14 protein-coding genes are annotated in these 18,135 nt (G+C 41.0%); 10 read left to right on the top strand and 4 right to left on the bottom strand.

The window, feature by feature from the left end:
- The 6 genes from PRECH8_RS14360 to PRECH8_RS02435 form a co-directional block, all read left to right on the top strand.
- Window positions 1-192, top strand: a 192-nt coding sequence (locus PRECH8_RS14360; RefSeq protein ID WP_207161762.1) for a hypothetical protein, incomplete at its 5' end; no start/stop codon positions are given.
- Between the two features lies 1 nt (window position 193).
- The gene (truA, locus tag PRECH8_RS02455; RefSeq protein WP_200965480.1) at window positions 194-937 is read left to right on the top strand and encodes a tRNA pseudouridine(38-40) synthase TruA; all 744 of its coding nucleotides are present in this window, start codon (window positions 194-196) and stop codon (window positions 935-937) included.
- A gap of 149 nt (window positions 938-1,086) precedes the next feature.
- A complete protein-coding gene (locus PRECH8_RS02450) occupies window positions 1,087-1,860 on the top strand; it encodes a phage tail tape measure protein (RefSeq protein WP_200965479.1) in 774 nt (257 codons plus the stop codon).
- 184 nt (window positions 1,861-2,044) lie between these two features.
- Complete coding sequence (locus PRECH8_RS02445) at window positions 2,045-3,322, top strand: AAA family ATPase (protein ID WP_200965478.1); 1,278 nt, start codon at window positions 2,045-2,047, stop codon at window positions 3,320-3,322.
- 4 nt (window positions 3,323-3,326) lie between these two features.
- Complete coding sequence (locus PRECH8_RS02440) at window positions 3,327-3,935, top strand: RloB family protein (RefSeq protein ID WP_200965477.1); 609 nt, start codon at window positions 3,327-3,329, stop codon at window positions 3,933-3,935.
- 126 nt (window positions 3,936-4,061) lie between these two features.
- A complete protein-coding gene (locus tag PRECH8_RS02435; RefSeq protein ID WP_242457396.1) occupies window positions 4,062-4,658 on the top strand; it encodes a cupin domain-containing protein in 597 nt (198 codons plus the stop codon).
- 226 nt (window positions 4,659-4,884) lie between these two features.
- Here the strand turns inward: PRECH8_RS02435 and PRECH8_RS02430 are convergent, their stop codons facing one another.
- A complete protein-coding gene (locus PRECH8_RS02430; protein WP_200965476.1) occupies window positions 4,885-6,048 on the bottom strand; it encodes a VanZ family protein in 1,164 nt (387 codons plus the stop codon).
- A gap of 225 nt (window positions 6,049-6,273) precedes the next feature.
- On the opposite strand from PRECH8_RS02430, the gene PRECH8_RS02425 reads away from it, so the two are divergent.
- From PRECH8_RS02425 to PRECH8_RS02410, 4 genes are all read left to right on the top strand, one after another.
- Window positions 6,274-6,885, top strand: coding sequence for a class I SAM-dependent methyltransferase (locus PRECH8_RS02425; RefSeq protein WP_200965475.1), 612 nt, complete (start codon window positions 6,274-6,276; stop codon window positions 6,883-6,885).
- Window positions 6,886-7,344: 459 nt separating this feature from the next.
- Complete coding sequence (locus tag PRECH8_RS02420; RefSeq protein ID WP_200965474.1) at window positions 7,345-9,432, top strand: UvrD-helicase domain-containing protein; 2,088 nt, start codon at window positions 7,345-7,347, stop codon at window positions 9,430-9,432.
- Window positions 9,432-12,620, top strand: coding sequence for a UvrD-helicase domain-containing protein (locus tag PRECH8_RS02415; RefSeq protein ID WP_200965473.1), 3,189 nt, complete (start codon window positions 9,432-9,434; stop codon window positions 12,618-12,620). The genes PRECH8_RS02420 and PRECH8_RS02415 overlap by 1 nt, the downstream gene beginning before the upstream one ends.
- A 4-nt stretch (window positions 12,621-12,624) precedes the next feature.
- Complete coding sequence (locus PRECH8_RS02410) at window positions 12,625-15,399, top strand: hypothetical protein (RefSeq protein WP_200965472.1); 2,775 nt, start codon at window positions 12,625-12,627, stop codon at window positions 15,397-15,399.
- Window positions 15,400-15,436: 37 nt separating this feature from the next.
- Here the strand turns inward: PRECH8_RS02410 and PRECH8_RS02405 are convergent, their stop codons facing one another.
- Genes PRECH8_RS02405 through PRECH8_RS02395 form a run of 3 tightly spaced genes read right to left on the bottom strand, consistent with a single transcriptional unit; the run spans window position 15,437 to window position 18,035 of the window.
- A complete protein-coding gene (locus tag PRECH8_RS02405) occupies window positions 15,437-15,826 on the bottom strand; it encodes a hypothetical protein (RefSeq protein ID WP_200965471.1) in 390 nt (129 codons plus the stop codon).
- An 8-nt stretch (window positions 15,827-15,834) separates the two neighbouring features.
- Entirely contained in the window at window positions 15,835-17,844 is a 2,010-nt protein-coding gene (gene dndD, locus PRECH8_RS02400) for a DNA sulfur modification protein DndD (RefSeq protein WP_200965470.1), read from the bottom strand.
- Window positions 17,841-18,035: a DNA modification system-associated small protein gene (locus PRECH8_RS02395; RefSeq protein WP_200965469.1), complete on the bottom strand. Its 195-nt coding sequence runs from the start codon at window positions 18,033-18,035 to the stop codon at window positions 17,841-17,843. The genes dndD and PRECH8_RS02395 overlap by 4 nt, the downstream gene beginning before the upstream one ends.
- Window positions 18,036-18,135 lie beyond the last annotated feature (100 nt).

Genomic DNA, 18,135 nt, shown 5'->3' with positions numbered 1-18,135 from the left:
AAAGCGCTGCCAAGATTGGGTCCGAAACATGAGTTTTCACCAAACTTAGAAGGCTGCCCACAATTGCTTGACACACACCTCGGCATGATCACAGTTGCTACAAGCCTCTGGACCGTCTATTATATATTGGTAATCCTTATGCGCAAGTATGTGCATCCACAACAAGATCATGATCGATGGGCAGGGACTTAGCATGAATAATTACCGACTGACGATCCAGTATGACGGCAATCGATACAAAGGCTGGCAGCGGCTAGGCGGAGGAGAGAACACGATCCAAGGGAGGATCGAGCAGGTGATCTCCGAGATGGCCGGTCAGCCGGTGACGATCATCGGCGCCAGCCGAACCGATGCAGGCGTGCACGCGCTCGGTCAAGTCGCCAATGTGAAGCTGCAGGATGATGTTGCTGAGGTGAAGTTGCGCAATGTGCTCAACCATCGGCTTCCTGCGGATATCAGCATCCTTAGTGTAGAGCGGGTTCCGGAAGATTTCCACGCACGTTTCGACGCCAAAGCGAAAACCTATCTATACAAAATATGGAATGAAGGGCACAGCCACCCCTTCATGCGCAGATACAGTATGCATGTGAAGAAGAAGCTGGATCTCGAGGCGATGAGGCGGGCGGGGGAACATTTCCTCGGCGAACATGACTTCACCGCCTATTCCAATGCCAAGGCTCATAAGAAGAAAACCGTCCGGACCGTCTATGATCTGACCATCGAAGAAGCACATGGGATGATCGATATTCGGGTACGCGGCAATGGTTTCCTCTATAATATGGTGCGGAAGATCGTCGGCACCTTGATCGAAGTGGGCATAGGCAACAAAGACCCCGATGAGATTCCAGACATCATCGCGAGCAAAGACCGGGCACGGACCGGGCTGTTGGCGGACGCATACGGCCTGTATCTGGAGAAGATTGAATACGATGAATGAAGAAGAGACCTCGGATGCGAGGTCTCTTCTGGTTAGGATATTTTGTGACAAAGATCATGATTCGGCCCTTGGATGGAGTGTGACTTATGTTATAATATGGTGGAAATTTTCATTCGAGTTGATCCGATCCGATCGATAGGAGGCCGAACATGGATACGAAGGACAGAAATAAGCTCCTGCTCAAATTGATGCTTGTCTTAGTCAGGGACCGACAGGCGATGCAAGGCAGGATCAGAAGCGTGGGATACACGCGGGAATACGGTCAGCTGCCGCCTGATCTGGGCGTCTATACCCTGGGGCAGTTGGAGGTTGAGGAGATCGTAAGCCTAGCAGAGAGCATCGGCGTAAGAAGCATCTTGCCGCTTGGAGCGAAAAGCGAGATCTATCTGAACGATGTGGGGTATGCGCTCTATAACTTCGCGAAGGACTCCCCCATGCTTATCGACGGACTTACTCGTGCCGGGGCTGTGAAGGTCTGCCGGGAAGCGGGTATAGGGATTGAAGAACTGGATCAGATGATCGCAGAATATTGGCGTTTGCGGGAGCAAGGCCGGATCGGAGAGAGCGCGGCGAACAGCGATCAAGCTTCCCCATTCCGCGGGTATCGCCATCTCTTGCAGCCGCTTCTTATCTACTATATGTTTAACGGCTCCGAACATGGAGAATCCCTGTTCCCTGCGGAATGTGTGATTGCTTATGAGGATCCTCTGAATACGAACACGTGGACCGTATACGAACCGGAGGAAACGATCGATGTGATCTGGGATCAGCTCGTATTCAGCGTGCGAGAAGGTACGAGGGATACGGCGGAGCGGGGAGAAGAAACGGGGGAAGCAGCGGCGGAAGCAGAGCGCCTCTGGGCAGGCGGGGGCGCTGCCAGCGGCCTGAAGCATCCAGCGCTGTATGTGTGGGTGAAGAGTTAGAGAGGAGATCACAAGGGACATCGCGGTGATGTCCCTTGTTGTTCTTATCAACGTTTGGTACCAATGAAAAACATGATTCTTAAATAATTATTTTGAAAAAAATATTCGAAAAAGGGATATAAACATTGAATATGTCAATAATAAAAGTTAATATTAGACTATAAACGTCGGGGAGGCGTTCATGATGCTCGTGGCTTTTAGCTGTAAGAATTTTGGATCGTTTCGTGATCAGGTCGTTTTGAGTATGGAAGCTACTAATAAAGACGAATACATAGATTTTAATAGTTTTGAATATCATGGAAAGAGAATTTTAAAGAGTGCTCTGCTGTTCGGACCTAATGGAAGCGGGAAAACCAATCTATTTAAAGCACTTAAGTATATGCAAAGAATGGTAACATCTTCAGTAATAGATGATGAAATTTCCGAAAGAAACGACTATTTTCGCTTTAGTCAAGACGGCGATTCGATTCCGAGTTCATTTGAAATTGTCATTCAAGATGAGGATATTACTTGGACTTACGGTTTTGAAATTTTGAACGGTAAAGTAATCCATGAATGGTTGGACAAAAAGAAACACCGAAGAACAAAAGTCTTTGAACGAACAGGGCCCAATTGGGAATCCATCACGCTGCATGGCGCGTGGAAAAAACACGAAGATCTTCGTGAACGTACAAGGGAAAATGCCCTATTCCTAACGCTATCTGCAATGTTTAATGTTACAGAAGCTCTGCGTATATTTCATTGGTTTGCTGATCTCATGATTATATTGGATGAAGATATTTCTCCGGGATATACCATAAATCTTATGCGTGAAGATGAACAATATAAGAATTTAGTGCTCCTGTTTCTGCAAAATGCGGACTTTGGTATTGACGATTTTGAATATGAGATACAAGATTTGGAGATCTCAGATGCGGAAAAAAAACGTTTGCTAAAAAACAGCAGAATTCCTTTAAAAACTGCAGCTACAGAGATCCGACTGAATGTTAGAAAGCAAGTTGTAGATGTTAAAACACTGCACAAGGTGTATGATTCGGAAGACCGTGTTGTCGGTACGGTCAGCCTTCCTTTCCTTGTATATCAATCATCGGGAACGATTAAGCTGTTCGAATTAATCGGTCCGATCATCAAGACTCTGATGGAAGGCGGGGTCTTGATTATTGATGAAATCGACTCAAAGTTACATCCCTTGATCGTTCGCCACATCTTAAATTTATTCCATTCGCTTGATGCGAATAAAGGAAATGGACAGCTTATATGCAACACTCATAATGTGTTATTGCTTGAGGAGGATGTCCGTCGGGATCAAATATGGTTCATGCAAAAAGACGAAACGGGAGCAAGCGAACTTTACTCGTTAGCAGAATTTAAGAATGTTAGAAAAAATGATCCTTTGTTAAAGAAATATCTGCTCGGGGTCTACGGCGCAGTTCCGTTTAAAGATGTAATAAAAAAGGTGTGAGTTTATGGCGCGCAGTTCCACTCGCAGATTGACAACTTACCGCCGACGAAAATCAGAATCGCGTACGCAAAGGGATACGATTCTTATCATATGTGTAGGTGAGACTGAGAAAATCTATTTTAATCAATTTAAATTATCATTAGGGAAAATCAAGGTTAAAACGATCCAAAATGCCTTAAGTCCCTTGCAGTTAGTAGAACGGGCAATCGAGGAAAAAAACACAGGGAAATATGTACAAGTGTGGGCGGTTTTTGATAAAGATGATTATGTTGACTACGATCGGGCTATTGCATTAGCAGAAAAAAATCGCGTTGGAACAGCGTACTCTAACCAGGCCTTTGAAATTTGGTTCATCTTGCATTTCGAGAAAATGACAGCCCCCCTGCATCGCAATCAGTATAAACAAAAGCTCACCAATTTATTGGGGAAAACATACAAAAAGGCAGACGAGTCAATCATAAAGCTGCTATTGGAAAAAACGGACACGGCGATTCAAAATGCGAGATGGGGATTTGAATTAATGAAAAAGAATTATGGCGACAGGCCTCCGTCGAATTGGGAATCCTCAACAACGGTTTACCAGTTAGTGAGTGAATTAAATCGCTGGAAGTAATGGATTCGGCTTTGTCTTAAAAGAGATTAGCCTATTTTGTTCAATGTGGAGTTGCCTATGGGTGAAAGCCGCATAGTATGGTACAGAAAGGGGACGGAGCAGCCTTAAGCTTCGTGCCCGAATCCGATGATTAGACTGGAGAGAGGAGAACGAGACATGTATCACTATTCCTATGGCCACTATCAATGGCGCCACCCTGCGCATGGCGCTCGGCAATACTGGACACAGGTTCCACAGCAGGGACCGTGGCAGGGTCAAAGTTATATAAGGCAAGAGGCACAAAGCACGGATCTGCGCAGGGATTACGGGCCGAATCCCTATGTGGTTGACATTGAGGAAGCGGCGGAGAGGAACAATTATTTCCGCAGTGCGCTCTGGACGGGCAATCATCTGCAGGTGACATTGATGAGTATCCCAGTAAGGCAGGACATCGGCATCGAAAGACATACGAATGTTGATCAGTTCCTCCGCATCGAGAACGGGGTGGGGCTGGTTCAAATGGGGAGCAGTCCGGAAAGATTGGACTTTCAGCGCCGGGTGGAAGATGGAGACGCGATTATGATCCCTGCCGGCACATGGCATAATGTGATCAATGTCGGCGATAAGCCGCTGAAGCTGTACTCCATCTACGCACCGCCGGAGCATCCGCACGGCACCGTCCATCGGACGAAGGAAGAAGCGATGGCAGCCGAACAAGCCATGCAGAGGATGACAGCGAGATAGCGAGAGCTGAGCCAGGTAGCGAGCGAGAGCTGAGATAATGAAACGAGATAATGAGATGAGATAATGAGATGAGATAATGTGCAGCAGGAGAAGGGTCTGGGGCTGGCATGTGCTTGGCATTGACGCAGATAACGGAGATACGAGGGTGTTCAGGATGTGAATCTATAATAGAGCGTATGAGAAGGGATCTGCCTTGCCGGCGATCCCTCCTCTTGTTGAAGCCGTGCTAGTCTCGATCCTTGGCGATGGATTCATCTTTCGGTCTGCGCGTCGCCGACAGCTTCGCATAGGCATCGAAGTAGAAACGGCGCTTCTCTTTGCTCAGCAGGACGATGATCACGTGGAGGAACAGGATCAGGACGAGCAGGCTTGAGCCGACAAACTCAAATAAGTTCATCAGTCTGGTAAAATTCTCACTAGATCCTGTCTCCAGCTGAATCTCACTTAGGATCGAGGACGTAAATTGCAGCGCAAATACGAGCCATACCGCAAGCGTGCGTTTCACAAGACCGATGATCAGGCGCTCCCCCGTATAGCGGAAACGCAGGATCCTCGTGCCGAAGGTAGCTCCTTTGCCCATCGCCGGCAGGATCGCCAGCCATAGGATGAGCATGAGCGTGTGGACGATGAATCGGCTCCAGGCATCCGTATAGCCGGATATGGATGAGATCAGTTCGACGAACATCCGGATGAAGGCGAGATCGATCGCCATCGCCAGCAGGACCGCCATATTGCGCACTTCATCCCTGGCCAGGAGCTGCTCGGCCTTCTCATGGACTTCTGCTCGCGAAGGGAACAGCGCTAAGATGATCGGAGCGAGGAAGAAGCCCAGCAGGCCGCCTGCGGTGTTGAGGATGAGGTCATCGACATCGAATACGCGGTAAGGGCAGTCGAAGAAGCCGTAGATGCCGGTAGCTTGCGTCACCTCATAGAACAACGTTACGCCTGCGATCAGCGGCAGCGCCTTCCACCATGCTCTGCGGGTACCAAAATAGTATCTCAGATAGACACCCAGCGGCATAAGCAGGAGGAAGTTGAAGAAGGCTTGAAGGAAGGCACGCTCCTTCAGAAGATAGGCGTAAGTGGAGGGATTCGTCCACTCCACGCGCGTCTCCCGCTTGATGTCCTCGATGAACTGAAAGGGTTTCAGCGAATAGGGCTGTGTAATCGTAACATCTGTACAATTGTGCCGGGTGTCGGGCATCGGCAGCATCGTCAGAAACAGCGCCGCCATGAAATAGAAAATGAAGGAGAACACGATGATCGTCGTAGAGAAAGGGAAATACCCGAACCGGCGATAGATATAGATCAGCCATGGAATGAAGATCAAGACCGCGATGACGATGAACAAGCTCAAAGCGATGTAAATGGGTTCCAGATAGTAAAGCAAGGCGACTAGTTCCTTTCTCTAGGATCGTATAATGTTATCTGCTGATATTATACGACAGAGAGAGGGGGAGGGGATGGGGAGATGTTGTTGAAAAGAATTTCCTATATAAAAGAGGTCATGATAGAATAATAGCAAATGCCTTAGTAGTGTGAGTGCGAGGAATTACTCTATTACTTAATCAGTATTATATGTAATAAATATGATGATTTTTTGGAAGGTGTATCCATGAAATCCCTATTAAAACAATCCTACAACAACCATGCTGAAATGCGTGATAAATCCGAAATGGAACCGTGGAAGTTTAATGAGCGTGAGAACTTCCTAAATCGGCTTAAAGAAGAGAAGCGAACCGCAATCTTAGAGATCGGTGCCGGTCCGGGCAGGGACAGCCTTTATTTCCAGCAGCAGGGACTGGATGTCGTATGTATAGACTTGTCTGAGGAGATGGTCAGGCTCTGCCGGGATAAAGGCTTGAAAGCTCATTGCATGGACTTCTATGAGTTGGATTTCCCGGAAGAACACTTTGATGCAGTTTATGCACTGAATTGCTTGCTCCATGTTCCAAAGGCAGATCTTGATCATGTATTGGATCAGATCCTGAAGGTCTTGAAGCCGAATGGGCTGTTCTTCTACGGTGTGTATGGCGGGCAGGATACGGAAGGGATCTGGGAGGATGATACTTACGAGCCCAAACGTTTCTTCGCCATGTACAAAGATGAAGATCTGGTGCAAATCGTTAAGCGTAAATTCATCATAGAGGATTTCCATACAGTCGATATGGGAGAAGGAAAGCCGCATTTTCAATCACTGTTATTGAGAAAACATGATAGATCCTAATTATCTCAGCACTAAACTGATTACAATAAAATTTGCACATGAATGAATCCTAGAATTCTAGAATCGTAGCGGTTGAAAACGTCGGGAATTTACATCCTGGCGTTTTTTATACAGTAAATAAATCGTTAGGAGGAGGAGTGAAATTTTCCTCCGGAGATTCAGTGTCGAAGCAAGGATAGAGAATTTATATAGCAAAAGATGTCATGAGAACTTATACGGACTTTTGAAAGAATTGTTGATCAACCATGGTAAGTGGGAAGATCGACGAGTCCAATAATTGAGATATATAGAACATCTATTCGCTAAGAAGAATCCGTAGGTGACGGTATAATAGTTATAGTACAAATGTTGTAAACACCAATATGCACTATTAGTTACTGCGAAATGATAAATTTGATATAGTTGTTATCATAATATTTGAATTCTAAAAACCTTAATTAAGACAGGTGATCCATCGTCATGAAAATAAACCATCAAGTGATTATATCGGATACGTTCCTTGATGCTGTTTGGAATCTGGATCGAAAGTCTCAAAGGAAGGTGCGACAAAGTATAAAACGCTTCGCTGAAGATCCGCGAGGAAATGGTTTTCAAGTTCACGATTTGGATCGCACCAACTGTGATCCATCATTCCGATCAGCTCGTATTGATCAAGATCTTCGACTCATCTTCTCCCAAAATGGGAATAACTACATTCTCCTATATGTGGATCATCATGATCAGGCTTATAAATGGGCAGAAGGAAGGTTTCTCGAGAAAAGTAAATTCGGTTCTTTGTATATTAACAACACGAATATTGTACAACAACGCCCATCAATTTATGATTCATATGCATATGAACAAGAAACAGGATCAATTTTGTCAAATCGGGGTTTAAAGGCTAAGGATCTAATAAAATTAGGTATTCATGAAACAATTGCGCATCGCTTGATGAAAATAGATGACGAAGATGAGTTAATCTTTGCGATTGAAGACCTATTACCAGAACTACAGGAAGCGATACTCGATTTAGCCACAGGTTCAAAATCATTAACAGAAGTTTACGCAGAATTGACAGACGAAGGGCATACTGAGGATGATAGTATTGAACAAGCTTTAACACACAAAGATTCTAAGAGAAGGTTTTATATTTTAGAGGATTCCGAGGAACTTCAAGAACTCATAGATGGTTCCAATGAAAAATGGAAATGGTTTTTGCATCCTAAACAAGAATTTTTAGTTCGCTCTAATTATAATGGTCCGGTTTTAGTTGAGGGAGGACCAGGTACCGGAAAAACAGTCGTGGCAATACACAGAGCTGTTCATTTAGTGAAGAATGTTTTTCAAGACGAGCAAGACAAAGTTCTGATCTGTACATTTAGCCGTAAGTTGGCCAGGTATTTAGAAAAGAAGATTGAGAAAATCACGAAATCCAAAAAAATTGAACATCGAATCGATGTAAAAGGTGTTGATGCGTATCTTCGTTCATTAGCGATCAACTACGGTTTGTTATCTAATAAGGTTGAAATAAATGTAGAAAAAGTTCGTGGAATCATTAGGCAAGTGTATCAAGAAATGAACCCTACCGAACCGCTTTCTTTTTACCAAAAGGAATACGAAGAAATTATCCAGGGTAAGGCGATTCGCACATGGGATGAGTACAGATCAGTATCGCGCGAAGGATTAGGAAAAGCATTGCAAGCTAGTGCAAGAGAAAAAGTCTGGACATTTTTTGAACGCGTGATGAAGCTAAAAAACGAGCAAGGATATATTGATTTCGAAGATCTAGCCTACATGATTATAAAAGCAGTAACGAGTGGAGCTATACCGAAACAATATGCGTCGATCATTATAGATGAGGCTCAAGATTTAACCGCTGTAAAAATACGTGCATTATCATTGTTATCTTATGGTGAGAGCAATAATTTGATGATTTTGTCTGATCAAAATCAGCGCATATTCAGGTTAATGAGTTGGAAACGTGATGCTGGGATTCACATAGTCGGACGGACATATTATCTAAGTTTGAATTACAGAACAACAAAACAAATTCGTGAATATGCGGACCTTCAGTTTATCGATACATCAATGGAGAAACATCATATCCGAGAATATAAAAGCCTATTGAGCGGTCCTGAACCTACGATTCGAGAGTTTAATACCAATCGTTTACAGTACGACTACCTTGTTAAATTGATAAAAGAGTTACTGGCACGCCCAGGATTTCACCCCCATGACATATGTATTATTACACCGACTGACGAACAACGGATTGCGGGAATCCTAGATTATGAAGAAATTCCTCATGTAGTGTTAAAGAGAGATACCATACCTGGGGAACGAAGAGGGGTATGCATCTCCACACTACATGGATGTAAAGGGTTGGAGTTTCGTGTTGTCATAATGACACATTTCGACAAAATCAATCTGCTATACAGCAGTTCTGATCACGATGATTACTATGAAAACCAAAGAAAACAGCAGATCGAATGCTTAAATTATGTATCTATGACTAGGGCGCGGGAAGAACTGTTTATCACATATGTAGAAGATGATGAGGTGGAGTAATGGCAGTTGTTTTCCCTGAAAATTTCATCGGAAATCATAGATCTGAAAAGAAAGTATACAAAACATTAAAAGAGACCTTGCCTGATCAATACTATTGTTACTTCAACTACAATGTAGGAGTGCAAGAATGTGATCTCTATATTCTCGTACCAGATAAAGGGATTGTTGCTGTCGAAATAAAGTCATACAGCAGAGAAACAATTCGTGAGGTGCGAGATAATAATACGATAATACTTAAAAATGGAAGACCCCCTCAGACATCACCTTATAAACAAGCAAGAAGATTTTCTTTTGCTTTACGAAATGAGATTATAAAACATGTAGATAAAAATTGGGTGGTAGCATCCATGGTATGTTACCCCAATATTTCTAAGCAAGATTTTATTGACTTAGGCCTAACAGTCATATGTAGATTAGAAGACGCCATCCTAGCAGAAGATCTAGAAAACCGAGAACGACTGGAAGAGAAACTCTTCAACATCATAGAAGAGCAAAGAAGGGCAGCTTGGATCACGCATGCATTTGAAGAGGAAGATTTCATTACAGTACGAAGCATCATTGAGCGAAGAGATTGGGCACAGATAAAAAAATCTATGGACAAGGTAAAAATGGAAGAAACCAATGAATCAACTAATTCAGTAAATAATAAGAGAGAGCATTACTCAATCCTAACCTATGTTTCTTCTTTAGATGAGCAGCATCCTTATCGTAATCCTGATGAACTTGTGCAGCTATGGTGTAACGGTGTTAAGATTATTGCTTTTTACCGCACCAATGAAGAGATGGAAGCGGCGAAGCAGAAGGTTTGGGATAAAATTAGGGAACGCAATTTAGACCATCGTTTCCGCCTTCAAGATCATGAAGGTAATTGGGAGTCTTCTGTTTTTCAATTTTACTTATATCAAATCGAATATGAAACAGACAAACCAATTGTGATTATCGATGGTTCTAAAGAAGCTGTGCAAGAGTTTGACTCTTTCTTGCAAGAGGCCGATCGTAGAACGGCATTTAACTACTCACAATATAAAATAGAACATGCACCAATCAAGCAGCATATCGTCGTCAAAGCAGGAGCAGGTACAGGAAAGACCTTCTCCATGGTACAAAGAATTAACTATTTGACATATGCTGAAGACCTGGATGCGAAATCGTTATCAGATGCCATTTTTTTGATCACATTTACTAATGAAGCTGCCGATGAGATGAAGAAGCGCATCAAGAAAAATTTCCAGGATTATTATTTACTCACAAATGATTATATGTATTTCGAAATGATCGAAGCCGTGGACGGAATGCGGATATCCACGATTCACTCTCTGGCCAAAAGAATCCTACAAAAGTTTGCACCAAAGCTAGGTTTAGGGAAAGACTTGGCCATTGTTTCAGGTAAACATGAACGAAATCAAATCTTAGAGGACGAAATCAATAGTTTTCTATCAAATGAATTGGGGAATCAGCACTCTGCAATCAAACAATTAGGCGTGGATATGTATATACTGAAAAAAAGATTAAATGATCTCATGGATCGTCTTGAAAACCATAACATAGATTACACGGATGATGCTTTAGATTGGGGCGAATGGGACGATCGAAATTGGGGGAATTTGATCTCGACAGTGCTGAAAAATACGGAGAACCGAATGCGGGAACGCCTTGCCTCAGAAAACAAAGTTCGAATTAGCGATTTGATCCTTAACTTAAAACGGTTGACGAATGAGTTTTCTGACTTAGAGGAATATAGAGGAAAAGTTAAGTATGTATTTATTGACGAGTTTCAAGATACAGATAATGTTCAGATCGATCTTATAAAATCATTTCAAAATCGTATCGGATTTAACTTCTTTGTTGTTGGTGATATTAAGCAATGTATCTATCGATTTAGAGGTGCGGAGGAGAGGGCTTTTGACCGATTAATCGGTGATGATCCTAAGAAGTGGGGGCTTGAGTTTTCACTCCAGAAAAATTATCGGACTGATACTAAATTGTTAGAGATCTTCGAGGACAGATTCGCTCGGTGGGGAGAAGAGGGTTTACTTGTCTATAACCCAGACTCTGATCAGTTAATAGGCCAAAGACGATTCCCGGAAAATGGACAGGTTTTTCGCAAGGTTGAAATTGGAAAGTCGTGGGAAGCTGAGCGTTTCAATCAAGAATTTATTCGTGTAGTTAAAGAGGAGATCGATCAACTGCCACCTCGGGAGCAAAGGAGTAGAAATGACAAAATAGCTATATTAGTTCGAGATAATTATCAAATTGAACTAGTACGTGGGATCTTGCAAGGATCTGTTTATGTTGAAACCGATTCGGGCGGCGATTTGTTCCAATTAGAACCGGTCCTTGATTTGTATAAACTAGTGTTGGCACTGCTCTATCATCGCAGTCCTGAATATTTAGCTAATCTTTATACAACGCCATATGCAGATCATACTTTATCAAAGATAGATCTTGCTTTCTTAATAAATGAAACTGGAAGTGAAGAGGAAAGAGAAGCTCGGCGCATCCAATATTTCAGTGAAAATCCGCCAATTGATAAAGTTCAATGGAAGCAATATATCGCTAATTTGCGGGGTGAACCGGCTCTAAGTGTCATATGGTCAATCATCAGTAACGTTAAACCTTGGATTCGATATGGAATGAAATATGATGCAGAAAACGATCAAAGAGCTGCAGCTAGGTTTTACAAACGTAATTTGGACTTGGCTTTAGAGCACTTAGTGTCGATCTCTAAGACCGACTATTTATCTCTAAATAAGATAGAACAATATCTGCGTATCATGATTACTACGAAACAAACAGCAGAGAGTCGTGATTCTAATCTGACGGAACATAGTGACGTCGTTTGTATGACTGTACACAAGTCAAAGGGCATGGAATTTCACACCGTGATCATGCCTTTTGGAGACAAAGATATAACTGGATATAAAGCTGAGGGAATTACAGAAGTGATCCATTTTTCCGACGACAAACTGGGGATTTCTCTTCGTATAGATGACGGCGTTACAGAAAGAAGGAAAACTATAAATAACAATTATTATAATGATGAAAAAAGCACAGAAGCAGAGTCCAAAAAGAAAGAAGAAACGCGAATTCTATATGTTGCCATAACACGAGCTATTCGTAAATTTGTCTACTTCTATAAACCGACTTCCTCAAAGTGTTGCTGGCAGCGCTTGATCGAAATGGGGTGACTAAATGAAGGTATATACCTATGAAAATCCTTTTATGTTAAATAGGACTTCCTTCTGGGATGAGATTAAGGATTACTGTCATTTATGTGTTTCGCAAACCTTGGTTGAAGGCCTTAAAGCTCGCTATAAACGCCGAACATTTCAATATCTTGATACGATTGACGGCTTTATTCGAGAATTATATAAACCATGGGCCGATGATATTGAAAACATGATTGAACAATTTGTCATGTTATCAGAAGAAATCCAGAAGATTGAAAACGATTATCTAAGAAGATCATTTAAATTTACAAAGCGAGAAGTGCATGAGGCATTAAGGTTTCTTGTAGAATTAAAGGTTACCCCTGATTCGATTAAAAATTCAGGACTGACCAAAGAGCAACTAGAGTTTTTGCGAATTTATAAAAACCTATATAGAGAACCAAAATGGAATACAATTAATGAGTTAATTGCCTCACAAGATCGATCTGATGTTAAAACGGCGGTAATTAATCGTCTTATTGATGAAGTTGAAAATAAGTCCGGAATGAGATGGGATAAAAGGAGGACGCCCTTTGCATTTATTGATGAGGCGATTACAGATCAATCCAAAAAGCAATTTTACCTACAATTATTAGAGAATTACGAACGTGAAGAAATCCATGGTTTTGTTTTACATGGAGTTCATCAGTTTACACCGATGATCTTACGTCTTGTCGAGCATCTGCGGGACCTGGGTTTTGAAGTTGTCTTCTTGATTCAAATGGATCTCGAACATCAAAGAATCTATGAAACTTGGAAAAGAGTATATCAATGGTGTCAACCTACCTATATCCATAACACAGAAAAATATGCCTATAATGAACGTTCACTTGGAAAGGCTATAGGGGATCTTCTCGAATCGAAAGTCGTCGATCGAAATCAAAAAGTATCCTTCTTCCAATACGAGAATTTAACGGAGTTTGTAAATCGTATAGCTAATGTGTTCCAAAAAACGTTGGACAAAGATCCCCCTAAGCGCATATCAGCAATGAAAGAACAATTCTATGTCGTAGATAATGAATTGACGAATGAACTATTAAAAGGTTATTTCCCTGATCAATTTACAGACCGTCATTTTCTCTCTTATCCGATTGGCCAATTCATCATGGCATTGTATCGCATGTGGGATCCTGAGTCCAAAAGCCTGGTATTAACTCCTGAAGTTCTCAAAGAAGCGTTATCGGCTCCTTTTCTTGGAAACATCAAAGGCAGGCCAATTTTGCAAATTTACAGAAAAATAGAGCTATACTTGAAAGGAATTACGAACTACGATGAGGCGATAGAAAGACTATCTATTTTGAAGTTAAACCTTGAAAAAATAGAAAAAAACGAGGAGTACTCAGACTTAAAACGGTTTTCTTTTTATCATATTAGCATTGAAGATGTAGATGCATTTAAACAAGCACTGCGCGAACTAAAAAGTATAGCTGCCTATGTGTTTAGGGACATGGAAAACGGCAAGATCCGTTTTCGTGATCATTTCAGACGTTTAATCAGCACTATGGAAGTGCGAATGGGCAAAACCGAGGATTTGCAAACATACTTTATACAGGGACTTAAAGAGCGTTTCGAAAACAGAGACCAACTGGAGATTTCGGCGAGTTTTGACGATTTGCGAGAATCGATTCACTATTACCTTAAAGTAAATGCCAATGAAGAGCAGAGAGCCAATTGGATCTGCCGAAATTTTGAACAATTAGATGGCGCGGTATTGATGAGTAACAACGCAAAAGATAACGGAGTCGTATATCAGATTGGGCAATTATCCGATGAGCAGATGAACGTAACCACTAATCAACTATTGAAATGGCCGCTAGATGAAAGCTTTTTCGAGGGGTATGAAGGGGATTCTGACTCCCTTAACTATGTTCATACAGTACTCACATGTAAGAGAGAATACAAGAATTTTCTGCGATATTCTCTTTATTATGTATGCAGATATGCAGAATGTGAGGTTGAATTGAGTTATATCTACAAGGAAGGAGAAGAGAAAAGGACTCCTTATTATATACTAGATTTACTTGGTCTAGATCCTAAACGTTACGAGGAAATCAGTCATTATGATTTTGTGCAATTTGCAGGAGAACCGTTTCATCGTGATCCCGATCAACCTTCAGATTTTCCGTTACATTTGGATGCTCTACAATCGTACGCAATTTGCGATTATCGCTATTTTCATAATCATTTGTTGATGTCAGCAGATTACTTTTCAAATGAATTGCATTGTCGATACTATTATCGAAGCATCCTATTAGATAAAGTATGGAGAAGACTCGCTGGTAAAAGGTATGAGAATGAATCTGAATTAGAACAAGATCTTGAACAGATTCTCGATGAAGAACATAAAATGTTGAGTTCATTTGTTCCATTTTGGGGTCTTTCAGATCTGTTTGACTTACGTGAACAAACACTCGATGACCTGAATAAACAGAGGAGAGGCATCGAGTTTAAACCTGTTGAAACGGGGTATGTGGATATTCGAAAGAGGTTTTTGATAGCCGAAATAAATCCATATAACAACCGTAAAGAAAACTTATTAAAAAATGTCCACAAGTTAAGATCAGATCGCAGCAATATACAGGGCCGGGAAGAATTAATAGCATCATTGAAATCCAGCATAATTGATTATATGGAATTACCATCTTTAAAGATGAAGTCCGTTAATGAGAATGTTTGTAATTATTGCAATCTAAGAGACATGTGTTTAGAACATTTTAAAGCAGACACTCAGAATAAAGAAGAAGTGGAAATTTTATAATAAAAACAGCTCCGCCTATGCGGAGCTATTAATTTAATTAAGATCCTCGGGCTGGCTTTTCTACCAAATACAATAGATAGTTATCTAAGGAGGACAGTTGATCCATTTCGTTGCCCATAATTCTCAGTCCAGCTTCGATTAATTTGTGCATATACGGATCAATATCCTTATCATCAATCGGCTTATGGAGCTTTTCAATAATTAGATGTTTATACATCACATAGTCATCATCTTTGGCAATGACGCCATGGGGAACCTCGAAACCGCCGCCTTCTAATTGTTGCGGAATTTCGTCTAACGCTGCATCAACCAGCCCTTTGGCCAAAGCAAGTCGAAGGGCTTCTGGACGCGGTATATTTAATTCCACGATGACACGATCCAATAATTCAGTCGCTTCTTTGGAGAGGACAAATTTTCGATTAGCCATATTGCCTCCTAGAATTCAAAGTAACCTTCTCTAATTGTTGTTGACTGGAGCTTCTCATCATAGACCAACTCATAGCTTCGAACAAGATAATTTTGGACTTGTTTGAGATATTCCTTAGTAATTTCAGTGTCTGTTGATAAGATAATCACTTGATCACTTAATAGATTAAAATAATAACGAACGATATGGCTACGATGTAAACTATCCAATCTACCTAATGGTGTATCAATAACGAAGGGGAGTTTTAACCCTGCCGTTTTCGTTAATGCCCATATATATGCTAAAGCAATGATTTGTTTTTCGCCGGCGGAGCGATCCGCTAACTTTACTTCTGCCCCACGGTCATTGTAGATTTTGATTACGAAATCTTCTTCATCAAAATCAACTTCTACGAAATCTTGTTCTTTTTGTACTAGTCGCTCTAAAATATGCTTAAATTCAAACTTGATTTTTTGGGTTTTGATGCTAGTAACTTCTTCTACAAACTTTTCAGTAACCGTTCTTAGGTTGCTAACTAATCTTAGTTGCTGCTGTAATTCGCTTTGCTCTTCCGTAGTTTTTTCAATTTGGGTATATTTACGACGTAAATCTTCAATGGCATGACTATATTTTCTAATTCCTAATTGAGCTCGCTTCATTAAAGATTTCTTCTCGCCTAATAGAGCTCCTATTGCTTTAAGTTGTTCATCTTCTTCAGTGGTATCTATGGGATCAGGAGCATTCTCTAGTAGTTCCTTTTGTTCCTTAATCAAACGTTCATATTGTAATTTTTGATCGAGTAATTCACGAATATTGTGATTGATAGATGTTGGTAAGGACAGTAGCTTCTCCCTCATTCTAGGTGAAATATCGTGGATAATTTCGCGATGGGGTAATTCAACAGTGTTGATCCGATTAAGTTCAGCCCAAATTTTCTTCCCTTCAGTTAGAATCTGGTCCATTTGCTCAACAGTGAGAGGAGGCTCGATTCTAACACTGGTTAAACGGCTCATAAATGATTCAAATGGAGCGAATTGCGAGCGATGTTGTTGCTGTAAATCAATAAACTTTTTTTCTTCTTGTAGGGATTGCTGCATTTTTTTAATTAGTGGGGCAAGCAAGTATTTAGTTAATCCACCTTTGGCAAAATCCTCAAGTTGTTTGTTTACTTGTTCCAATCGAAGTTCATATTCTGCTAAACGTTTTTGTATTTGTACATTTGATTCCGTTGATGCAGCAAGTTTTTTTCGTCTCTTTTGGTCTATTTCTATAAAACGTTTGTTTAATTGTTCAAACTCTTCTTCAGTCTTTTTTAAGTTTGCTCGATAACGCTCTAACCGATCTTTATTCTCTTCTATTTCATCTAAAATTTCCGACAATTTTCGGTTTACTTGTTTTTGCCTTAATTTTCGTTCGAGTGAGCTTTGCAATTTTTCCAAGTCATTGACTAATTCTTGATAGATTTCGATTGAAACAATCCGTTGAATCGATTGTTTCATTAATTTATCGTCCTGTTTTGTAACCAGCTCTTGAATTTTCTCGCCATCAAATATGAAAAATGGTGCGGCTTCGAATGGAATACGGCGGTTTATAAAATCGTAGTATTCTTGTTCTGAAATACTTGTTTCTCTTGTTTTCCCGTCTGAATTATTTTTTACATAAACTTTACGATTCTCGCCAATCAGAGTTTTACGGTGATCGAAAGTCCAAGTAACTATAACCGTTACAGTTTCATGTTCATCTTCAAAACTCAATGAAACGGAGCAATCACGTCCGCCTTCTTCATAATAGCGATCATTAATTGCACCTGAGAAGGTTAGTTTATAATCTTGCTCACTCATTCCTTGTTTCCCAAACAAGACATAATAAATCGCATTAAGTATGGTCGTCTTGCCGCGACCATTGAGTCCACCGATCAAGATCAGATTCTTGGTATGGCCAGGCTCAGAATCGTCAGGAACATCTAAGTTGATTTCTTGTTTTCCGTAATAAACCTTATAGTTCTCTAGAACTAGCCTAGTTAATTTCAATTGGATCACCCATCGTATGATTTAGCCCAAACTTGGATATGATTTTCAATTTCTTTACGTAATTCATTGGCTCGTGCGCTTGATTTATAACTGTACTCCCTTTTGATTTGAATTAATGTATGCAGGTATTCAGGCTTAATGTTGTAAGTATTGCACAAATCAGCAAGAATTCTGCTTTCTTCTTGACCAAGGTTTTTCACAAGCGGATTCCCCTTATATTCCCATTGTCCTATATCAATTGAACTGCTAAATAATTCTGAAAATCTAGTATAATAATATCATAATAATAATTAAAGGTGT

Source organism: Insulibacter thermoxylanivorax (assembly GCF_015472005.1).
Classification (GTDB): domain Bacteria; phylum Bacillota; class Bacilli; order Paenibacillales; family DA-C8; genus Insulibacter; species Insulibacter thermoxylanivorax.
Note: the sequence above shows the minus strand (reverse complement) of the source record. Positions and strands in the feature narration are given on the sequence as shown.